The organism is Derxia gummosa DSM 723 (assembly GCF_000482785.1).
GTDB classification, from domain to species: domain Bacteria; phylum Pseudomonadota; class Gammaproteobacteria; order Burkholderiales; family Burkholderiaceae_E; genus Derxia; species Derxia gummosa.
Map to the genome: position 1 here is coordinate 22,974 of NZ_AXWS01000019.1, position 17,895 is coordinate 40,868.

Annotated in this window: 14 protein-coding genes; 8 read left to right on the forward strand and 6 right to left on the reverse strand. The window is 73.2% G+C overall.

Translation table 11 applies throughout. The features are described 5' to 3' along the window. The first annotated feature begins 183 nt into the window (after positions 1-183). Positions 184-318 (forward strand): hypothetical protein, encoded by a 135-nt coding sequence (locus H566_RS30420; RefSeq protein ID WP_281173137.1) that lies wholly within the window; start codon positions 184-186, stop codon positions 316-318. A gap of 40 nt (positions 319-358) precedes the next feature. Here H566_RS30420 and H566_RS0117165 read toward each other — a convergent pair whose 3' ends face one another. The 5 genes from H566_RS0117165 to H566_RS0117185 form a co-directional block, all read right to left on the reverse strand. Beyond that, on the reverse strand, positions 359-1,948 hold the full coding sequence (locus H566_RS0117165; RefSeq protein WP_028312400.1) for a hypothetical protein: 1,590 nt from the start codon (positions 1,946-1,948) through the stop codon (positions 359-361). After that, the gene (locus H566_RS25975) at positions 1,948-2,814 is read right to left on the reverse strand and encodes an outer membrane lipoprotein-sorting protein (RefSeq protein ID WP_084545234.1); all 867 of its coding nucleotides are present in this window, start codon (positions 2,812-2,814) and stop codon (positions 1,948-1,950) included. Before H566_RS25975 ends, H566_RS0117165 begins: the two co-directional genes overlap by 1 nt. Before the next feature lie 82 nt (positions 2,815-2,896). Next, positions 2,897-4,387 (reverse strand): ABC transporter permease, encoded by a 1,491-nt coding sequence (locus H566_RS0117175; RefSeq protein WP_028312401.1) that lies wholly within the window; start codon positions 4,385-4,387, stop codon positions 2,897-2,899. Further along, positions 4,384-5,205, reverse strand: coding sequence for an ABC transporter ATP-binding protein (locus tag H566_RS0117180; RefSeq protein WP_084545235.1), 822 nt, complete (start codon positions 5,203-5,205; stop codon positions 4,384-4,386). The genes H566_RS0117175 and H566_RS0117180 overlap by 4 nt, the downstream gene beginning before the upstream one ends. Before the next feature lie 9 nt (positions 5,206-5,214). Next, positions 5,215-5,688, reverse strand: coding sequence for a DUF2141 domain-containing protein (locus tag H566_RS0117185; protein WP_051378914.1), 474 nt, complete (start codon positions 5,686-5,688; stop codon positions 5,215-5,217). 285 nt (positions 5,689-5,973) lie between these two features. On the opposite strand from H566_RS0117185, the gene H566_RS29180 reads away from it, so the two are divergent. The 7 genes from H566_RS29180 (at position 5,974) to H566_RS0117220 (ending at position 16,550) form a co-directional block, all read left to right on the forward strand. Continuing rightward, the gene (locus H566_RS29180) at positions 5,974-6,714 is read left to right on the forward strand and encodes a response regulator (protein WP_034412112.1); all 741 of its coding nucleotides are present in this window, start codon (positions 5,974-5,976) and stop codon (positions 6,712-6,714) included. Then, positions 6,707-8,224 (forward strand): sensor histidine kinase, encoded by a 1,518-nt coding sequence (locus tag H566_RS0117195; RefSeq protein WP_051378915.1) that lies wholly within the window; start codon positions 6,707-6,709, stop codon positions 8,222-8,224. The genes H566_RS29180 and H566_RS0117195 overlap by 8 nt, the downstream gene beginning before the upstream one ends. 20 nt (positions 8,225-8,244) lie before the next feature. Beyond that, complete coding sequence (locus tag H566_RS29185) at positions 8,245-8,385, forward strand: hypothetical protein (RefSeq protein WP_156924487.1); 141 nt, start codon at positions 8,245-8,247, stop codon at positions 8,383-8,385. Between the two features lie 175 nt (positions 8,386-8,560). After that, positions 8,561-11,782, forward strand: coding sequence for a calcium-binding protein (locus H566_RS0117205; RefSeq protein WP_028312406.1), 3,222 nt, complete (start codon positions 8,561-8,563; stop codon positions 11,780-11,782). Between the two features lie 229 nt (positions 11,783-12,011). Further along, positions 12,012-13,253 carry a glycosyltransferase family 4 protein gene (locus tag H566_RS0117210; RefSeq protein WP_028312407.1) on the forward strand — a complete coding sequence of 414 codons (1,242 nt, stop codon included), beginning with the start codon at positions 12,012-12,014 and terminating at the stop codon, positions 13,251-13,253. Positions 13,254-13,377: 124 nt separating this feature from the next. After that, entirely contained in the window at positions 13,378-15,222 is a 1,845-nt protein-coding gene (locus H566_RS25980; protein ID WP_051378916.1) for a type I secretion system permease/ATPase, read from the forward strand. Further along, positions 15,219-16,550, forward strand: coding sequence for an HlyD family type I secretion periplasmic adaptor subunit (locus H566_RS0117220; RefSeq protein ID WP_028312408.1), 1,332 nt, complete (start codon positions 15,219-15,221; stop codon positions 16,548-16,550). Before H566_RS25980 ends, H566_RS0117220 begins: the two co-directional genes overlap by 4 nt. Here the strand turns inward: H566_RS0117220 and H566_RS0117225 are convergent. Further along, a complete protein-coding gene (locus tag H566_RS0117225; RefSeq protein WP_028312409.1) occupies positions 16,540-17,817 on the reverse strand; it encodes a glycosyltransferase family 61 protein in 1,278 nt (425 codons plus the stop codon). The two genes, H566_RS0117220 and H566_RS0117225, sit on opposite strands and share 11 nt — an antisense overlap. Positions 17,818-17,895: the final 78 nt, after the last annotated feature.

Consider the following 17,895-nt stretch of genomic DNA (forward strand, 5'->3'; position numbering starts at 1 on the left):
TCGGATGTTCGCCTTTCCGGTTTCTGCCGAATCCGGCACATCCGCGGCCTGCGCGCCACTGTCCCGCCTATCCGTTTTCGCGCGGACGTGCCGCCACGCTCCCGCCGCCGTTCACCCTGCCGGTGAAATCGATGCAGGACGGGTAGCGGCCGCGACCCGAAACCAAGCATTCATGAGGCAGGCGTGGCAATTTTCCAGGTCACGGACGGTGACGACAGCTTCATCAGCGCCGACGCCAAAGCGGCCGAGCTGGTGCTGCTTGGCGTGGTCGATACCGGCGCCGCGCTCGCGGCAAGCGACTTCGGGCTGTGCGCCTGAAGTCGCGCGGCGCGGCGGTCCTGCCCGGTCGCCGCGCCGCTCAGAACCAGAGCTGGCCGTAGCCGTACAGCGCGGCGCGCTGGGCCAGCCCGCCGAACTCGCTGGCGCCGGCCGTGCCCGCCGCGCCCGGTCCGCTGCCCGTGCTGCCGCTCGCGATCAGCCTGAGCGTCAGGCGCTCGCTCGCATGCCAGGCCGCCTCGGCCTGCCAGAAGCGGCTGCGGTCATAGCCGTTGACACGCACGAAGGCCGACAGGTCGAGGTCGGCGCGGCCGAAGGCGCGGTCCCAGGCGGCGCGCGCGAACCAGTTGCTGCGCACCACGGGCAGGCCGCGTTCGGCCAGGTCGTTGCGCCAGGCGGCGTAAGTGGCGCCGGCCTCGGGCGAGACCAGGCCGGCGCGGATCGCGCGCCAGCCGGCGGCATCGGGCGCGTCGTCCATGCGCCAGTGCTCGAGGCTGAGCTGCACCTCCCAGGGCGTGGTCCAGCTCGCGCCGATGACGCGGCGACTGGCCCAGGCGCGCGGGGCGGCGGGGTCGGCGGCGTCGAAGGCGGTCGCCGTCGCGCCGTCGCCCGTGGCGGCCGCCGCCGAGCCCGCCGCGTTGCCTGAACTGCCGGCCCCGCCGTTGCCGCCCGCCGCCGAGCCGGTCGCGCGCGGCGCCGAGCGCGGCCGGTTCGCGCCGCTCCATTCCAGCCAGACGATCACCGAATCGCCCGCGAGCCGCGACAGGTTGGCGCCGACCTGCGGCGCGCCGCCCTCCCGCGCCTGCGCCACCGCGTCGAAGGTCGTGCGCTCGTCGAGCACTGGCGCGAGCCGCAGTTGGGCCGCCGCGCGCCGGTTCGTGCGCTCGAAGCCGGGCGCGAGATCGGCCGTGGCGAGGGTGTCGCGCGCGCTCAGGCGCGGGATGAGCGCGAGCTGCGCCGAGCCGGCCGAGCCCAGCCATTGCGCGCGCAGCATCGCGGTGCCGAGGCGGTTCTCGCGCAGGCTGGCCGGGTCCTGGCTGGTGCGCGTGACGACCGAGTAAGGGCGCAGGAAGTCGCTCGGGTTCCAGCCCTGGCCGAGGCCCTGGCGCTGGTTGACGCGGCCGGCGTCGAGGAAGAGGCCGTTGCCCGCGTCGAGGCTGGCCCAGGCTTCGCGCAGCGCGTTGCGGGTTTCGTCGGGGCGGTCGTCGCCCGCGAATTGCGCGGCTTCGAGCCGGTCGCTGAAGGCGAAGCGCCAGCGACCGGCGTCCCATTCGCGGCGGTAGTCGAGCGCCTCGCGCCAGGCGAAGACGGGCGTTGCCGTGCCGGTGCGCGCGGCGGCGTCGCGCCAGCTCAGGCGCTGCTGGCCGGCCTCGATGCGCAGGCCGGGCACGAGGCGCTCGGCGGGCGGCCCGGCGACGCCGAGGGCGAGCGCGTCGGCGGTGGCGTCGCCGGGCAATGCGACGCCGGACGGAAAGGCGGGCGCGATGCCGGGCGAAAGCGAGGGCGGCAAGGCCGGCGCGGCGGGCAGCGCGGGCACGCCTGAGGTCGGGGCCGGCGCCGCCTCGGCGTCGAGCCAGGGGCGGACGGGCGAGGCCGGGCCGGGGGCTTCATCGGCGCCAGCCACACCGCCGCCCAGCGCGATGCCCGCCACGAGCAGCAGCCGGGCGCGCATCACTCGCCCCGGAAGCGCGGCAGGTAGTCGCGCTGGAGCCAGTCCTCGGGGATGTCGCGCGGGGTGTACTCGCTCGTCTGCATCACCGTGACCCAGCCCGGATCGAGGCCGTCGATGATGACCGTCTCGGTCGGCCGCAGCGCGCCGGCTTCCTGCTGGAAGCGGCGGAACCAGGCGGTCTTGAGCAGCCGGTTCTCGGCGGTGAAGTAGCGCGCCATCACCGGCCGCGCGTCGCGCTCGTCGATCCAGTAGTCGACCACCGGATAGGGCACGTCGTCGCGGCGCGCGACGAGATGCAGCCGGCGCGTCGGGCGCTCGGCACCCTCGGCGTCCTTCACCGTCTCGGCGGCGTCGGACTCGATGCGGTAGTCGAGCGCGAGGCGGGTCGTCATCACGTCGCCGTTGCTGGCCTGGCCGAGCAGCCGCTGCTGCGGCGAGATGCGCACGCTGGTGCGCGCCGCCGGGTCGTAGAACCACAGGTCGAGGCCGTTGCGCAGCATGAGCTTGCCGGTGTCGCGCGCCGGACCGACGAAGCGCACGAGGTTGCGGTACTGGCCGCTGCCGTCGGTGGCGGGCCGCGCGTACACGGCGAGCGACGACGTGGCGACGAGCTTGCCGGCGCGGTATTCGGCGAGCGCGGTGCGCACCGAGAAGCTGCCGGCCGGATTGCGCACCGCGTCGCTCGCGGCCAGCAGGTCGGCGGCGCGGCCGGTGCCCGCCGGCGTGGCGGCGCCGGGTGCGTCGCCGAGGTTGGCGCCGCCGGGTGTCGCGCCGGCGGCGCGCGCGGCAGGGTGGGCGAGCAGGGCGGCCAGCGGCGCGAGGGCGCCGGCCGCGATCAGCCGACGGCGGTTTGCAAGGGTTTGCATGGCAGTGGCGGGGAGGACGTTGCAAAGGATTGCGGTGGCGAACTCGGACGCTTGCGCGCGGATTGGCGCGGGCGGGGCGCGATCAGGCATGGCGCAGTGCCTCCACGATCTCCAGCCGCGAGGCGCGCCGGGCCGGCCACCAGCTCGACACGCAGGCCAGCAGCGCGAGCAGGCCGACCGCCAGCGCCAGCAGCTCGGGCGAGCCGAAGGCATCGACGCCGATCGGCACTGCCTGGCCCCGGCCCGGCGGCGTCCAGGTCAGGCCGGCGTGGTTGATGCCGTACTCGGCCAGCAGCGTCGCCAGCAACGTGCCGCCGCCCGCGCCGATCAGGCCGATGAGCGCGCCCTCCAGCACGAACATGCGGCGGATGCTGACGCGGCGCAGGCCGATCGCGCGCAGCGTGCCGATCTCGCCGATGCGCTCGCCGATGGCCATGTTCACCGCGTTCGACACCGAGAACAGCGTGACGATGCCCATGATCACCGCGACGAAGCCGAACATGCTCCCGAACATCCCGACGATCTGCCCGTACTGCGGATTGATCGTCCCGAAGTCGTGGATCTCGACCGGCTGGGCGCGGTCGGCCAGCAGCGCGGCGATACGTTCGCGCGCGGCCTCCAGGTCGGCCGTGCAGTGGAGCTGCACCACCACCGCCGAGGCGCCGTGCGCGTCGGGGCCGAACACCAGCCGCTGCGCGAGGCCGAGCGGCAGCGACACCTGCATCATGTCCAGCTCGCGCATCGCCTGGCGCTCGACGCGCTCGACGCGCATGCGCACCACGTTGGGCGCGCCGCCGGTGCCGGCCGCGAGCAGCTCGATGCCGATGTCGTCGATGACCGGCGGCGCGGGGCGGGCAGCGGTGGCGGCACCGGACGCCGCGCCGGCCGCTCCCGTGCCGGGCGTGCCCGCCACGGCCGGCGCAATCGCCGCCGCGCCGGCCTGCGCCGATTCCGCCGCGTTGCGCGCCACCAGCGCCGACAGGTCGTCGGCCATCGCGGGGGCGTCGGCGTCGTCCCTCGGCGGCAGGCGCTGGCAGTCGCGCACTTCCAGCGCCTCGCACAGGCCCAGCAGTTGCGCGAGGCCGTGGCCGATCGTGCCGCTGTCGGGCCGGTCGGCGCGCAGCGCGCTGCCCATGGGCGGCATGTCGAGGCCGGAGTCGTCCCATTCGAGCATCGCGGCGCGGTCGTCGGGCCGCCAGCCGCTGGCGATGAAGTTGCTCGACGTGCCGGCCGCGAAATTGCCGGCCACGCCCTGCACATGCAGCACCGGCGTGACGATGTTGATCATCGGGCCGAGCTGGGGGTCGGCGCGCAGCTTCGCGACGATGGCGTCGGCATCGCGCAGCGCGAAGCGGCCGGCGTCGGCGCGGCCGAAGTCGAGCCAGCCGCGCGCGGCAATCGTCAGATGGCCGGCGTTGCGGATGGTCTCGGTACGCACGGCCTTGATGGTGGCGGCCACGTAGCCGCCGAAGATCACGATGGCCGCCGCGCCCACGGCGATGGCCGACAGCGTGAGCGCGCTGCGGCGGCGGTTGCGCAGCAGGTTGCGCCAGGCGAGTTGCAGCGTGTTCATGCGCGCGCTCCGGCGGCGGGCGTGGCGCGCGGGTCCGGCGCGGTCACGCGGCCGTCCTCCAGCAGCACCAGCACGTCGGCATGGCCCATGAGCTGGGCGTCGTGCGACGAGAACACGAAGCTCGTGCCGAGCCGGCGCTGCATGTCGCGCATCAGCTCGATGATCGCGGCGCCGGTCGCCCGGTCGAGGTTGGCGGTGGGTTCGTCGGCCAGCACCAGCGCGGGCGAGTTGGCCAGCGCGCGCGCGATGGCGACGCGCTGACGCTGGCCGCCCGACAGTTCGCCGGGGCGGCGGCCTTCCTTGCCGGCGAGGCCGACGGCCGCGAGCAGCTCGCGCGCCCGTTCGCGGCGCGAGCGCGCGTCGCCGGCGCCGAGCTGCATCGGGTACTCGACGTTCTCGAGCGCCGTGAGCACCGGCAGCAGGTTGAAGTTCTGGAACACGAAGCCGAGCCGGCGCGCGCGGAAGTCGGCGCGCGCGTCGTCGTCGAGCGCGTCGAGCGCGACGCCGTCGATCTCGACGCCGCCGCCGGCATCGGGCCGGTCGAGCGCGCCCGCGATCTGGAGCAGCGTGCTCTTGCCGCTGCCCGACGGCCCGGCGATCACGCTGAAGGCGCCGCGCGGCAGGTCGAGGTCGATGCCGCGCAGCGCATGCACGGCGGCGGCGCCCGTGCCGTAGGTGCGGCTGACGCGGCGCAGGCGGGCGATCGGGTCGGCTTCGGTGGCGTTCGCGGGCCGCGCCGTGGCGTCGGCGGACGCGGCGGGCAGGCGCGGGCCGGCGCGGTCGGCCGGGGCGGCGGCGATCGACGGAGTGGCGCTCATCGCCTCGCCTCAGCGCAGGTGCACCAGCACGGTCGCGGCGGGGTCGCCGAGAGCGATGCGGGCGTCGCGGAAATCGGGCGGGCCGGCGCGGCCGCGCGCGTCGTTGCTGAAGCCGTAGGGCTCCTTCGGGATGCCGAACATGCCCTTGTCGAGCTTCTCGTTGTCGTTCTCGTCGTGATAGACGGCGACCGCGTAATTGCCCGGCGCGAGGTTGCGGAAGGTGACGCTGGTGCGCCCGGCCAGCGGCGCGACGCGTTGCGCGACGACATGGGCGCCCTCCTCGGGAAAGCGCTCGGCGCGGTCGTACACGGCCACGGCCAGATGGCCCTTCTGCGAGGCGGCACCGTCGATGTCCACGGTGAGGTCGGCTGCGCGGGCGGCCGGCGCGGCGAGGCTGGCGGCCAGCGCGAGGGCGGCGACGGGCAGGGCGGCGACGAGGCGGCGGGCCGGTCGGGCGCAGGCGAGGGGGGCGGGGCGCTGCATGGCGATCTCCTTGGGTGCGGGTTCCTGACGGCCCGCATTGCAGCGCCCGGATGTATCGGCGGCTTGTCATGGCCGGGCGGTCTTGTATTGCCGCGTATCGCGCCACGCGGCGGATACGTGGCGATACATGCCGGCGTGCAAAGCGCACAGAATCGGCCCGCGCCGCCCGCGCCGCCCGCGCCGCCCGCGCCGCCCGCGCCGCCCGCGCCGCCGGTGTCGCCGGTGTCGCCGGTGCCCGGCCGGCCGCCGCCGGCATCCGCCTTCCCGATCCGTCCAGTCCCAGCCGTGCAAGCCCGCCCCGACCACATCCTCATCGTCGACGACGACCCCGACATCCGCGACCTGCTCGCCGACTACCTCGCGCGTCAGGACTTCCGCGTGAGCTGCGCCGCCGACGGCCGCCAGATGCGTGCCGCGCTCGCCAGCGGCCCGGTGGACCTCATCGTGCTCGACCTCATGCTGCCCGGCGAGGACGGCATCAGCCTGTTCCGCTGGCTGCGCGCCGGCGCCCATGCGCTGCTGCCGGTGGTGATGCTCACCGCGCGCGGCGACGACGTGGACCGCATCGTCGGCCTCGAACTCGGCGCCGACGACTACCTCGGCAAGCCCTTCGTCCCGCGCGAGCTGGTGGCTCGCATCCGCGCCGTGCTGCGGCGCACGCGCATGCTGCCGCGCCCGCTCGCGGCCGAGGAGCCGGCGCGCTGGCTTGCCTTCGGCGACTGGCGGCTCGACACCGTCGAGCGCGTGCTGATCGATGCGCGCGGCGCCGTCGTGCCGCTGTCGGGCGCCGAGTACGGGCTGCTGCGCTTCTTCCTCGACCATCCCAACCGCGTGGTCAGCCGCGACCAGCTGCTCGCCCACCTGGCCGGGCGCGAGGCCGAGGCCTACGACCGCGCGATCGACCTGCGCGTCAGCCGGCTGCGCCGCCGCCTCGGTGACGACGCGCGCGAGCCGGCCTACATCAAGACCGTGCGCAACGAGGGCTATGTGTTCTGCAAGACGGTGACGGAGCAGGCCGATGGCTGAGCGCGATTCCGCCGTCGGCGGCCGGGCGGGCGCGCCGGCCGGTCCCGTTCCGGCGTCGTCGCGCGGGCGCGCCGGCCCGCTGGCCCGCCTGCGCGACTGGTGCCCGCCGTTGCCGGCGCGCTTCAACACCCTGGCCGCGCGGCTGATGCTGCTGCTCGGCGTGACGGTGCTGCTGCTCCAGCTCGTCAGCTTCGGCGGCGTGCGCGCCATCCGCGACCACGAGACCGGCGTGCAGATGTACGCCTTCATGGCCGCCGACCTCGACCTCCAGCGCGACTTCCTGCGCAGCCTGCCGGTCGAGCAGCGCGCCGCCTGGCTGCCCAAGCTCAACCGCGGCTACTACCGGCTCGCGGTGCTGCCGGCCGACGCCGAGTTCATCGACATCTCCGCCCATCCCGACATCCGCCAGCCCTACGAGGCGATCGAGGCCCGGCTGCACACGCGGTCGTGGGCACGGCCGGCGCGCGCGGTACTGGCCCGGCCCCGGCCCGACGAGGACTGGCTGCCCGGCGTCGTCATCGATCTCGACGGCGAGCAATGGCTGGCCGTGCTGTTCTATACCGAGGCGCCCAACGCAGCGCCGCCGCCCACCACCATCGCGCTCTACCTCGGGGCGGTGCTGCTCGTGGTGGGCGTGATCGCGGTGCTGATCGCGCGTGTCGCCGGCCGCAGCCTCGCCGGCTTCGCGCGCGCGGCCGAGCGGCTGTCCACCGACCTCAACGCGCCGCCGCTGCCCGAGCGCGGGCCGGTCGAGGTGGTGCGCGTGGCGGCCGCCTTCAACCGCATGCAGTCGGCGATCCGGCGCCATCTCGACGAGCGCACCGAGATCCTCGCGGCCGTCTCGCACGACCTCAAGACGCCGCTCACCCGGCTGCGCCTGCGCGCCGAGAACCTGCCCGACGAGCTGCCGCAGCGCGCGCGCTTCATCGCCGACATCGAGGCGATGACCGATCTCGTGGGCGAAGGGCTCGACTACGCCCGCAGCGCCCAGTTGCGCGAGGCGCGCAGCCCGGTCGATCTCGACCGGCTGGTCGCCGCGCTGGCCGACGACGCGCGCGACACCGGCGCCCGCGTCGAGGTGTCGGGCCGGCTCGGCGCCCCCGTCATCGCCGCGCCGCGCGCGCTGCAACGCGCGGTGCAGAACCTGCTCGACAACGCGCTGCGCTACGGCGACGGCGCGGCGGAGATCACGCTCGAACGCCTCGGCGGCGAGGATGACGGGCTTGCCGGCATGCATGCGTCCGGCTCTGCCCAGTCGCGCCCCGACGCGGCTGCCGCCCGCCTGCGCCTGACCGTCGCCGATCGTGGGCCGGGCCTCGCGCCCGAGCTGCTGGAGCGGGTGTTCGAGCCCTTCTACCGGGTGGAAGGTTCGCGCAGCCGGGCTTCGGGCGGCACCGGACTTGGCCTCGCCATCGCCCGCAACCTGGTGCGCGGCCAGGGCGGCGACATCGTGCTGGCCAACCGGCCGGGCGGCGGATTGCTGGCGGTGCTGGAGCTGCCGGCCGGGTGACGGGTGGCGCGCTGTCCGGTGTGATCTACCCTCGACACGATCGAGTGCGCGGCGCGCTGGTCGGCGGCGGCAACCGGTGCGGCAGCATCGTCGCCGACCCGGTCGCGGCCGTGATCGGCGGCGCGGCGCTCACGGCGTCGGACTTCGGGCTGTTCGCCTGAGGTGGGCGGGGTGCTGGGCCGGCTGAGCGGCCGCTTCCCCGCCCCAGTGTGAAATCCCGCACGAATCGTGACGAACGCACGCGCTGATTGCTGTGGATGAAGCCGTCCGAGGTTCCCCGGAGCGCACGGAGGATGAGAGGGTCCGGGCCTCATTCATCCTCCCGAGGTTTGCGCCATGCCCAGCTACACCGGAACCGACAACGACGACACCCTGGCCGGCAGCACCGGCGCCGACACGCTGTCGGGCGGCCTCGGCAATGACAGCTACATCGTCAACCACCGCGGCGATGTCGTGATCGAGACCCATGGCGTGGGCGTGGACAGCATCGACGGCGGCATCGACACGATCTTCACCTCGGTGCTCGTGGCCGGCGGCTACAGCCTGCTCGGCTCGTGGACGATCGAGAACCTCAGCTACATCGGCGCGCTCGCGGCCGTGCTGCGCGGCAACGCGCTCGACAACGTCATTCGCGGCGGTGACGGCGACGACCTGATCGACGGCAACTTCGGCAACGACAGCCTGTACGGCGGTGGCGGCAACGACCGGCTCGACGGCGGCGCCGGCAACGACTTGCTCGACGGCGGAACGGGTAGCGACACCCTCAGCGGTGGCGTTGGCGACGACCTTTATCTCGTCGATTCGGTCGGCGACCGCGTGTACGAGGTCGCCGGCGCCGGCAACGACACCGTGCGCTCCGACGGCATCGTGCTCGACCTGCGCGGCAACCTCGTTAATGTCGAGAACGTCATCCATACCGGCGGCGCGGCGGTGACGATGTCGGGCAATGCCGGCGACAACCTCGTGCAGTCGCTCGGCGCCGGTGCCGACAGGCTCTACGGCTGGGCCGGCAACGACACGCTCGACGGCAGCGCTGGCGCCGACACGCTCTACGGTGGCAGCGGCGACGACCTCTACCGCGTCGGCAGCGGCGACGTGGTGGTCGAGCGCGCCGGCGAGGGCCGCGACACGCTGCTCGGCGAGCGCACCAGCCTGGCCGGCAGCCAGCTCGCGAACGTCGAGAACCTGCTCTACACGGGCACGGCCGGCGTCGCGATCACCGGCAACGCGCTCGACAACCTGCTCGCCGGCGGCATCGGCAAGGACACGATCGGCGGCGACGCCGGCAAGGACACGCTCGTCGGCGGCGCGGGCGCGGATTCGCTCACGGGCGGCGCTGGCGACGACGTGCTCTACGGCGGCGGCTGGAGGTTCGACAGCCGCTTCGCCGGCGACGACATGGCGCAGTACTTCACCTTCGGTAGCGATGACGGCGTGACCGACACGCTCACGGGCGGCGCCGGCAATGACCGCTATCTCATCGACAACCACGACGACGTCATCATCGAGAAGCTCGCGGGCGGCGTCGACACCGTCGTCACCAGCGTCGATTTCAGCCTCGCCGACGCGGTCAATGTCGAGAACCTGATCGCTGTCGATGGCGCGCGCGTCGCGCAGGACAACTCGCCCTGGCTGCTCGAAGGCTCGGCCGGCGCCAACATCCTCATCGGCAACCAGTACGCCAACCTGCTCGTCGGCGGCGCGGGCGACGACACGCTGCTGGCCTCGCCGCTGGAGGGCAGCTACCAGTGGAGCGTGGCGGTCGACCAGCTCTTCGGCGGCGACGGCAACGACGTGCTCATCGCCGAGCGCGCCGCCGTGGTCGAGGGTGGTGCCGGTGATGACCTCTACGTGCTGGGTTCCCAGGTCTGGTACAGCGTCGGCGAGGCGACGCTGACCTCGATCGTCGGCAACGACGAGTCGGGCAACGACACGGCGATCTTCATGAACAGCGGCTCGGGCGAGGCGCTCGACGGCGTCGAGAACTTCGTGCTCGCCGGCGCGGGCACGGCGGCCGAGCTGGCGGCGCATGCCGCGCAGAACGCGGCGCAGGCTCTGCTGTCGGACGTGCCCTACTGGTACGCCCCGGGCGCGGACCTGACCGGCAACGGGCTCGACAACGTCATCACCGGCAATGCGCGCGACAACCTGCTGCGCGGGCTCGCCGGCGACGACTCGATCATCGGCGGCGAGGGGGCCGACACGCTCGACGGCGGCGAAGGCGCCGACACGCTGGTGGGCGGCCTGGGCAACGACGTCTATCGTCTCGACGGCGACGATGTCATCGTCGATGCCGGCGGCATGGACATCGTCGAGTCCGACGTGTTCACGAGCTACACGCGCTGGTCGGGCATCGATGGGCTGCGCTACACCGGCACGACGGGCGTGCTGCTGCGCAACGCCGTCAACAACGGCAGCGCCGACCGCTTCGAAGGCGGCGCGGGCGATGACACCCTGCTCGGCTACGGCGGTGCCGACTCGCTGACCGGCGGTGCCGGCAACGACTCGCTGCGCGGCGATGCCGGCAACGACACGCTCGAAGGCGGCGCGGGCGCCGACACGCTGATCGGCGGCGATGGCGACGACTACCTGAGCGGCGGCGCGGGCGCCGACAGCCTGGCGGGCGGCGACGGCAACGACAATTTGGCCGGCGACATGGCCGGCGACACCGTGCTCGGCGGCGCCGGCGACGACCACGTGTACGGTAATGGGACGGGGCTCGGCGCGAGCATCGATGGCGGCGCCGGCAACGACTACGTCAGCGGCACCTCGGCTGACGACACGATCATCGGCGGCACCGGCATGGACACGCTGTTCGGCGGCGACGGCAATGACCGTCTGGTCGGTGACAGCGTCGACTGGCGGCTCAGCGGCGGCGCCGGCAACGACACCATCCTCGGTGGCGGCTTCGCCAGCCTGATCGACGGTGGCGCGGGTAGCGACCTGATCGACCTGAGCGGCGTGTCGATCAGTCTCTCGATCGGCGGCTGGAGCGTGTCGAGCAGCGCGACGCTGGATGTCACCGGCGACGGCCTGGGCGTGACCGCCTCGGCCGACGTGTTCCGGCTCGGCACGGCCACCGGCGGCAATCTCGTCGCCGGGGCGAACGCCGCGGTGTTCGCGGGTGGCGTGGTCATCGCGGACTTCCAGTCGAGCCTCGACCAAATCCAGGTCGCGGCCGGGCTGGTCGGCGACGGCGATGCCGCGCTGGAGCAAGTCCAGACCGTGACCGCCTTCGGTGGCGGCTTCTCGGCAGCCTCGGAGCTGGTCATCTTCTCCTCGGACACGGTCGACTTCACCGCCGGCAGCGGCAGCTATGCCTACTGGAGCGAGCCTATCCGAGGCGGCAATCTCGAAGCCGTCATCGGCGACGCCGACAGCGCGTTGGCGACCGGCGAGTCGCGGCTGTTCGTCGTGGATGACGGCAGCTCGTCGGCGGTGTTCCGCTTCGTGAGCGCCGACGGCAATGCGGTGGTGTCGGCCAGCGAGCTGACGCTGCTCGGTGTGGTGATCGGCGACGCTGCGCTCACGGCGTCGGACTTCGGGCTGTTCGCCTGAGGCGGGCGCGCTCCTGCATCAAGCACCCTGGCCGTGGTCCGCGTCTGCGATGCGCCACGGCCACACCGCCGCGCATCTCAGGCCTTCGGCGGCAACAACTTCCGTCAGCATGCGACAGCCGTGACCCGCACGCCCGTCCGCCAGGTCGGGTGTGCGACCCTCGCGCGTCCGCGCCCGAGGGCGCACCTCACCGACTTGCGCCGGCCGCGTGCCGGCGCCAACTGCTTCCATGCGCGTCCTGTTCATCCACCAGAACTTCCCGGGCCAGTACAAGCACCTCGCGCCCGCGCTCGCCGCCGACCCCGAGAACGAGGTCGTCTGCATCGGCGAGGAGGGCGCGATCGCCCGCCTCGGTCCGCCACCCGCGCGGCTGAGATTCATCGGCTATCCGGCGCCGCGCGGCGCCGGCGAGGGCACCCACCACTATCTGCGCAGCACCGAGGCCGGCGTGCGGCGTGGCCAGGCGGTGACGCGCAAGCTCATGGACCTCAAGGCCGCCGGCTGGCTGCCCGACGTGGTGCTCGTGCATCCGGGCTGGGGCGAGTCGCTGTTCATCAAGGACGTGTTCCCGGCCACCAAGCTGTGCGTGTACCTGGAGTTCTTCTATCGCCCCGAAGGCTCCGACGTGGGCTTCGACGCCGAATTCCCCACCAGCCTCGACGACGTGTTCAAGCTGCGCATGCGGAACACGGTGCAGCTCGTGAGCATGGAACAGGCCGACATCGGCCTGAGCCCGACGCACTGGCAGCGCGCGCAATACCCGGCGTGGATGCGCGAGCGCATCCGCGTGATCCATGACGGCATCGACACCGCCGTGGTGGCGCCGTCGGCGGACGCGGGCTTCGAGCTGCCCGATGGCCGCACGCTGCGCCCCGGCGACGAGGTCATCACCTATGTCGCGCGCAACCTCGAGCCCTATCGCGGCTTCCACAGCTTCATGCGCGCGCTGCCGGCCATGCTTGACGCGCGGCCCGGCGCCACCGTGGTGGTGGTGGGCGGCGACGAGGTGAGCTACGGCCGCTCGGCGCCCGACGGCAAGACCTACCGCGAGCTGTACGAGCCGCTCATCGCCGGCCATCCGGGGCGGCATCGCGTGCATTTCCTCGGCAAGCTGCCCTACGCGCGCTATCTCGACCTGCTGCGCGTGTCGCGCGTGCATCTCTATCTCACCTATCCCTTCGTGCTGTCGTGGTCGTCGATGGAAGCGATGGCGAGCGGCTGCTCGATGGTGGCCTCGGCCACGCCGCCGGTGCAGGAAGTGATGCGCGACGGCGTGAACGCGCGGCTGGTCGATTTCTTCGATCCGGCCGGCATCGCCAAGGCGGTGGTCGCCATCCTCGACGGCAGCGATCCGGATGCCGCGCGCCGCGCGCGCGCCCGCGCCGATGCCGTCGCGCAGTACGACCTGCGCGGCGCCTGCCTGCCGCAGCAGCTCGCGCTGGTGCGCGACCTCGCGGCGGGGCGGCTGTGAGGCGCGTCTTCGTCTCGCGCGTCGCCGGCTCGGCAACAGCCTCGTGCGCCCGCCTGCCGGCCGGCGCCCGCTTCGGCCGTGCGTGCGCCGGCCATTGCCCACCTCTTTCCCGCGGAGCCCTCGCATGAAGGCCTTCCTGCGCGACCACCGTCGCTTCTTCGTCGCGGCGGGCGTGTTCAGCCTGTTCATCAACCTCGCGCTGCTGGCGCCGTCGCTGTTCATGCTGCAGGTGACCGACCGCGTGATGGCGAGCCGCAGCATCGAGACGCTGGTGATGCTCGGCCTCATCACGCTGCTGTCGCTGCTGCTGATGCTGGTGCTCGACATGCTGCGCGCGCGCCTGCTGGCCATGGCCGGCGTGCAGCTCGAACGCAAGCTCGGCGCGACGCTGCTGCGCGAGATGTTCTATCGCCCGGCGGCGGGCGCGCCGGCCGGCTATGCGCTGCGCGATCTCGGCGCGCTGCGCGCCTTCCTCGGCGGCGCGGGCGTGATCTCGCTGTTCGACGTGGTGTGGATGCCCGTCTACATGGGCGTGATCTTCCTGTTCGACGGGCTGCTCGGCGCGATCGCGCTTGCAAGCGCTTTCATCCTCGTGGTGCTGGCGCTGGCGAACGAGCGGCTCACGCGCCGGCGCATGGAAAAGCTCCAGCAGGACACGCGCGACGCCAGCCGTCTGCTCGACGCGGTGGCGCGCGGCGGCGACGCGGTGCGCGCCATGGGCATGGCCGACGCGATCATCGGGCGCAACCGCGCGGCCCAGGCGCGGCTGCACGGCGAGCAGCTCGGCACCCAGCGCATCGCGGGCGCCATCGGCAGCCTGACGCGCTTCTTCCGCCAGGGGGTGCAGGTGGCGATGCTGGCCACCGGCGCCTGGCTGGTGGTGGAGCAGAAGGCGTCGCCGGGCGTGATGATCGCCGTCACGATCATCCTCGGCCGCGCGCTCGCGCCGGTGGAGGCGATCGTGGCGCAGTGGAAGGGGCTGGTGGAAGCGCGCGCGGCCTGGGAGCGGCTGACGCCGCTGCTCGCGCAGGCGACGCCGGGCCGCTTTGCCGGCCTGCCCGAGCCGACCGGCCGCGTCACGCTCGAAGGCGTGAGCTGGCGTCCCCAGGGCAGCGATCGCGCCATCGTGCGCGACCTGACGCTCGACATCGCGGCGGGCGAGGTGCTGGCTGTGATCGGGCCGAGCGGCTCGGGCAAGTCCACGCTCGGCCGGCTGCTGGTGGGCGCGCTGCCGCCGGTCGCGGGCCGAGTGCGGCTCGACGGGGCGGAGCTGTCGCAATGGCCGCCGGAGCAGCTCGGTCGGCATGTGGGCTATCTGCCGCAGGACATCGCGCTGTTCCCGGCCAGCATCGCCGACAACATCGCGCGGCTCGGCCAGGGCGAGCCGGAGGCGGTGGTGGACGCCGCGAAGCGCGCCCGCGCGCACGAACTCATCGTCGGGCTGGCGGGCGGCTACGACACGCCGCTGCTCGAAGGCGGCGCGCCACTGTCGGGCGGCCAGCGCCAGCGCGTCGCGCTCGCCCGCGCCTGCTACGGCCGGCCGCGCTTCGTGGTGCTCGACGAGCCCAATGCCTTCCTCGACGAGACCGGCGAGCAGGCGCTGATCGAGGCCATCGCCAGCCTCAAGGCCGAGGGCGCGACGGTGGTGGTCATCACCCAGCGCAGCAAGCTGCTCAACATCGCCGACCGCGTGGTCGTGATGCGCGATGGCGCGATCGAGCGCGTGGGCGTGCGCGCGGCGGCCCAGCCCGGCGCGGCCGGCGCCCAGGGCGGCGTGGTCGCGCATCCGGGCGGCATGAACGCGGGCGGCATGCCGCCCGGTGCCATGGCGGGCGGCGCGCCGATGGCCGGGCAGGGCGCACGTCCCGCCGTCGTCGCGCCGGCTCTGCCCGGCAATGTGCAAACCCTTGCAGCACCGCGCGCGGCCGAGGGCGGCGCGGCGGGCAATTCCCCGGAGAACCGCGCATGAGCGCCACGCCGCTTTCCGTTTCCGACGCGGTCGAGGTCGATGCGATCGACCGTCAGGCCGGTCGGCTCATCGCCCTCGGCGGCTGGACCATCGTCGTCATCGTCGGCGGCATGCTGCTGTGGCTGCTGTACGCGCCGCTCGCGGGCGCGGCCTACGGTTCGGGCATGGTGCGCGTCGATACCCAGCGCAAGACCGTGCAGCACCGCGACGGCGGCATCGTCAAGACCATCCTCGTGCGCGAGGGCCAGCACGTGACCGCCGGCGCGACCCTGGTCGAGCTGGAGGACGTGCGACTCGACGCCAGCGCCGACGCGCTCGAAGGCCAGCTCGCGGCCGAGCAGCTCAAGGCGTCGCGGCTCGCGGCCGAGCGCCTGCTCGCGTCGTCGTGGGCGCCGCCGGCCGACATCGTCGCGCGCGGCCGAAAGGAGCCGCGCCTCGCGGCCGCGATCGCGCAGGAGGTGGCGCTGTTCAAGGCGCGGCGCGCGCGGCTCGACGGCCAGATCGCGCTCACGCGCAAGCAGATGGACGACGTCAAGGTGCAGCTCGCCGCGCGCGAACGCGAGTTCGCGTCGGCCAGCCAGGCGCTCGCGCTCATGGACGAGGAGATCGCCGCCAACCAGCGCCTGCTGGAGCAGAACTACGTCAACAAGGTGCGCGTGGTGACGCTCCAGCGCAGCGCGGCCGAGTACCGCATGCGCATCGACGACAACCGCGCCGAGACCGCCAAGGCCGCGCAGACGCTGTCCGACCTGGAGCTGCGCCTCGCCAGCGTGGGCGACGGCACGGTGCAGGAGGCCAGCAACGACCTGCGCGACACCCAGGCCCGCATCGTCGAGATCGAGGAGCGGCTGCGCGCCGCGCGCGACGCGACCGATCACAAGCTCATCGTCGCGCCGGTGTCGGGCCGGGTCATCGACCTCAAGGTGACGACGCCGGGCAGCGCGCTCGGCCCGCGCGATCCGGTGCTCGACATCGTTCCCGACGACGCGCCGCTCATCGTCGAGACGCGGCTGCCGGTCGATGCCGTCCAGCATCTGCGCACCGGCCAGCAGGCCGACGTGCGGCTGACGGCCGTGAAGCTGCGCGCCGCGCGCACCTTCATCGGCGAGGTGGTGTACGTGTCGGCCGACGCGCTGGAGGATCGCCGCACCGGCGCGCCCTACTACCTCGCGCACGTCAAGCTCGACCGCGCCGCGCTCGACGAGGCCGGCGTCGAGCTGCGCCCGGGCATGGCGGCGGAGGTGTTCGTGCGCACCCGCGAGCGCACCGCCTTCGACTACCTGAGCGAGCCCTTCACGGCGGCGATGCACCGCGCCTTCAGGGAGTAGCGGCGCGCTCGTCGGCGCGGCGGCGCGCGACCTCGATCGCGTCGCGCACATCCTCCAGCGCGTACTCGTAGCGGATGCTGGTGCCGGTGCCGACCTGAGCCTCCACCGACGGCCGCAGGTACACGATGTCCTGGTCGCGCAGCGCCGCGATGCTGCTCTGGTTCCAGTTCGACACCATGTTGAACAGCGTGAGGTTGACGGTGCTGGCGGGGCTGAACAGCGTGTTGTGCGTACCGCTGCCGAACTCGCCCGCGACGAGGCGCGCGCGCGAGAACATCAGCAGCTGGTCGGGCCAGGACAGGGTCTCGGGGCGGATCGGCACCACGCCGGCATCGCGCATCACCGCCTCGATCTCGAGCGCGTTCGCCAGCGTGCGCCGGCCCTGGTCGGCATAGCCTTCGCGCGAGATGAAGAACTCGGTCGGCAGGTCGGGCCGCTCGGGCTGCCAGCGCAGGCCGAAGCGGTCGTAGACGAACTCGACGAACTCGTTCATGCGCGGCGAGATCAGCGGGCTGACGCGCAGCAACGAGGGCACGATCAGCCGCTCGGCATGCACGACGGTGGCGTTGTCGTCGTAGCTGACCAGCAGCTCCGGCGGCACGTTGAACAGCCGTTGCAGGAAGCCGCGCGCCCAAGGCGGCGTGCGGTCGGAGATGAGGAAGCGGAACGGCGGCCTGACGATGCCGAGCCGTACCGCCTCGAAGAAGTTCCAGGCCATCGGCAGCGTGTCGAGGATCCAGTGGCCGTACACGTTGGGGCCGGGCTTGGCCAGACTCACGAGCGTCGCGCCGCGCAGGTCGGGGCGCAGCACCGGTTCGTCCATGCCGCGCAGGAAGCGGCCGGTGACGGTGGTCTTGCCACCTGCCTGCGGGTCGGCCTTCTGGATCAGCTTGCTGACGAACAGCAGCCAGTAGGCCGAGGTGAGGTCGTCGTCGTAGAGCACGCGGCGCTGGGCGTCCATGACCGTGCCGCCCTTGCCGACATAGCAGTCGTGAAGCTCGAACAGCCCGCCCGGCGCGATCTCGCCCTTGAGACGCCCGTGGTAGTGCGCGAATTCGGGGGTGCAGCGGTAGTCCTTGACGAGCGGGCGTGGCGGCGCGACCTGCTGGGCCGGGAACAGCCGCGTCTTGAACTCGGCGGCGCTGCAATAGTGGTGGGCGAGGCCCTCGACCGTGAGCTGCTTGAGCCGCTTGTCGAGGGGGCCGGGCTTGGGGCGAGCGGCGCGGGCTGGTCGGGGCGCGGCGGCGGGAGGCGTGATGTCGGACATGTTTCTTCGCTGCGGTGGACGTGTATAGCCTGCCACGCCCGGAGGAGGTCCGACCCGAAGACGCAAGTTGGCCGAGGC

Bases quoted from the DNA above. Each gene is read 5' to 3' on its own strand.
- H566_RS0117165 (WP_028312400.1), bottom strand. From the start codon at position 1,948: ATGCGCGCCCGGCTGCTGCTCGTGGCGGGCATCGCGCTGGGCGGCGGT.
- H566_RS25975 (WP_084545234.1), bottom strand. From the start codon at position 2,814: ATGCAAACCCTTGCAAACCGCCGTCGGCTGATCGCGGCCGGCGCCCTC.
- H566_RS0117175 (WP_028312401.1), bottom strand. From the start codon at position 4,387: ATGAACACGCTGCAACTCGCCTGGCGCAACCTGCTGCGCAACCGCCGC.
- H566_RS0117180 (WP_084545235.1), bottom strand. From the start codon at position 5,205: ATGAGCGCCACTCCGTCGATCGCCGCCGCCCCGGCCGACCGCGCCGGC.
- H566_RS0117185 (WP_051378914.1), bottom strand. From the start codon at position 5,688: ATGCAGCGCCCCGCCCCCCTCGCCTGCGCCCGACCGGCCCGCCGCCTC.
- H566_RS0117195 (WP_051378915.1), top strand. From the start codon at position 6,707: ATGGCTGAGCGCGATTCCGCCGTCGGCGGCCGGGCGGGCGCGCCGGCC.
- H566_RS0117205 (WP_028312406.1), top strand. From the start codon at position 8,561: ATGCCCAGCTACACCGGAACCGACAACGACGACACCCTGGCCGGCAGC.
- H566_RS0117210 (WP_028312407.1), top strand. From the start codon at position 12,012: ATGCGCGTCCTGTTCATCCACCAGAACTTCCCGGGCCAGTACAAGCAC.
- H566_RS25980 (WP_051378916.1), top strand. From the start codon at position 13,378: ATGAAGGCCTTCCTGCGCGACCACCGTCGCTTCTTCGTCGCGGCGGGC.
- H566_RS0117220 (WP_028312408.1), top strand. From the start codon at position 15,219: ATGAGCGCCACGCCGCTTTCCGTTTCCGACGCGGTCGAGGTCGATGCG.
- H566_RS0117225 (WP_028312409.1), bottom strand. From the start codon at position 17,817: ATGTCCGACATCACGCCTCCCGCCGCCGCGCCCCGACCAGCCCGCGCC.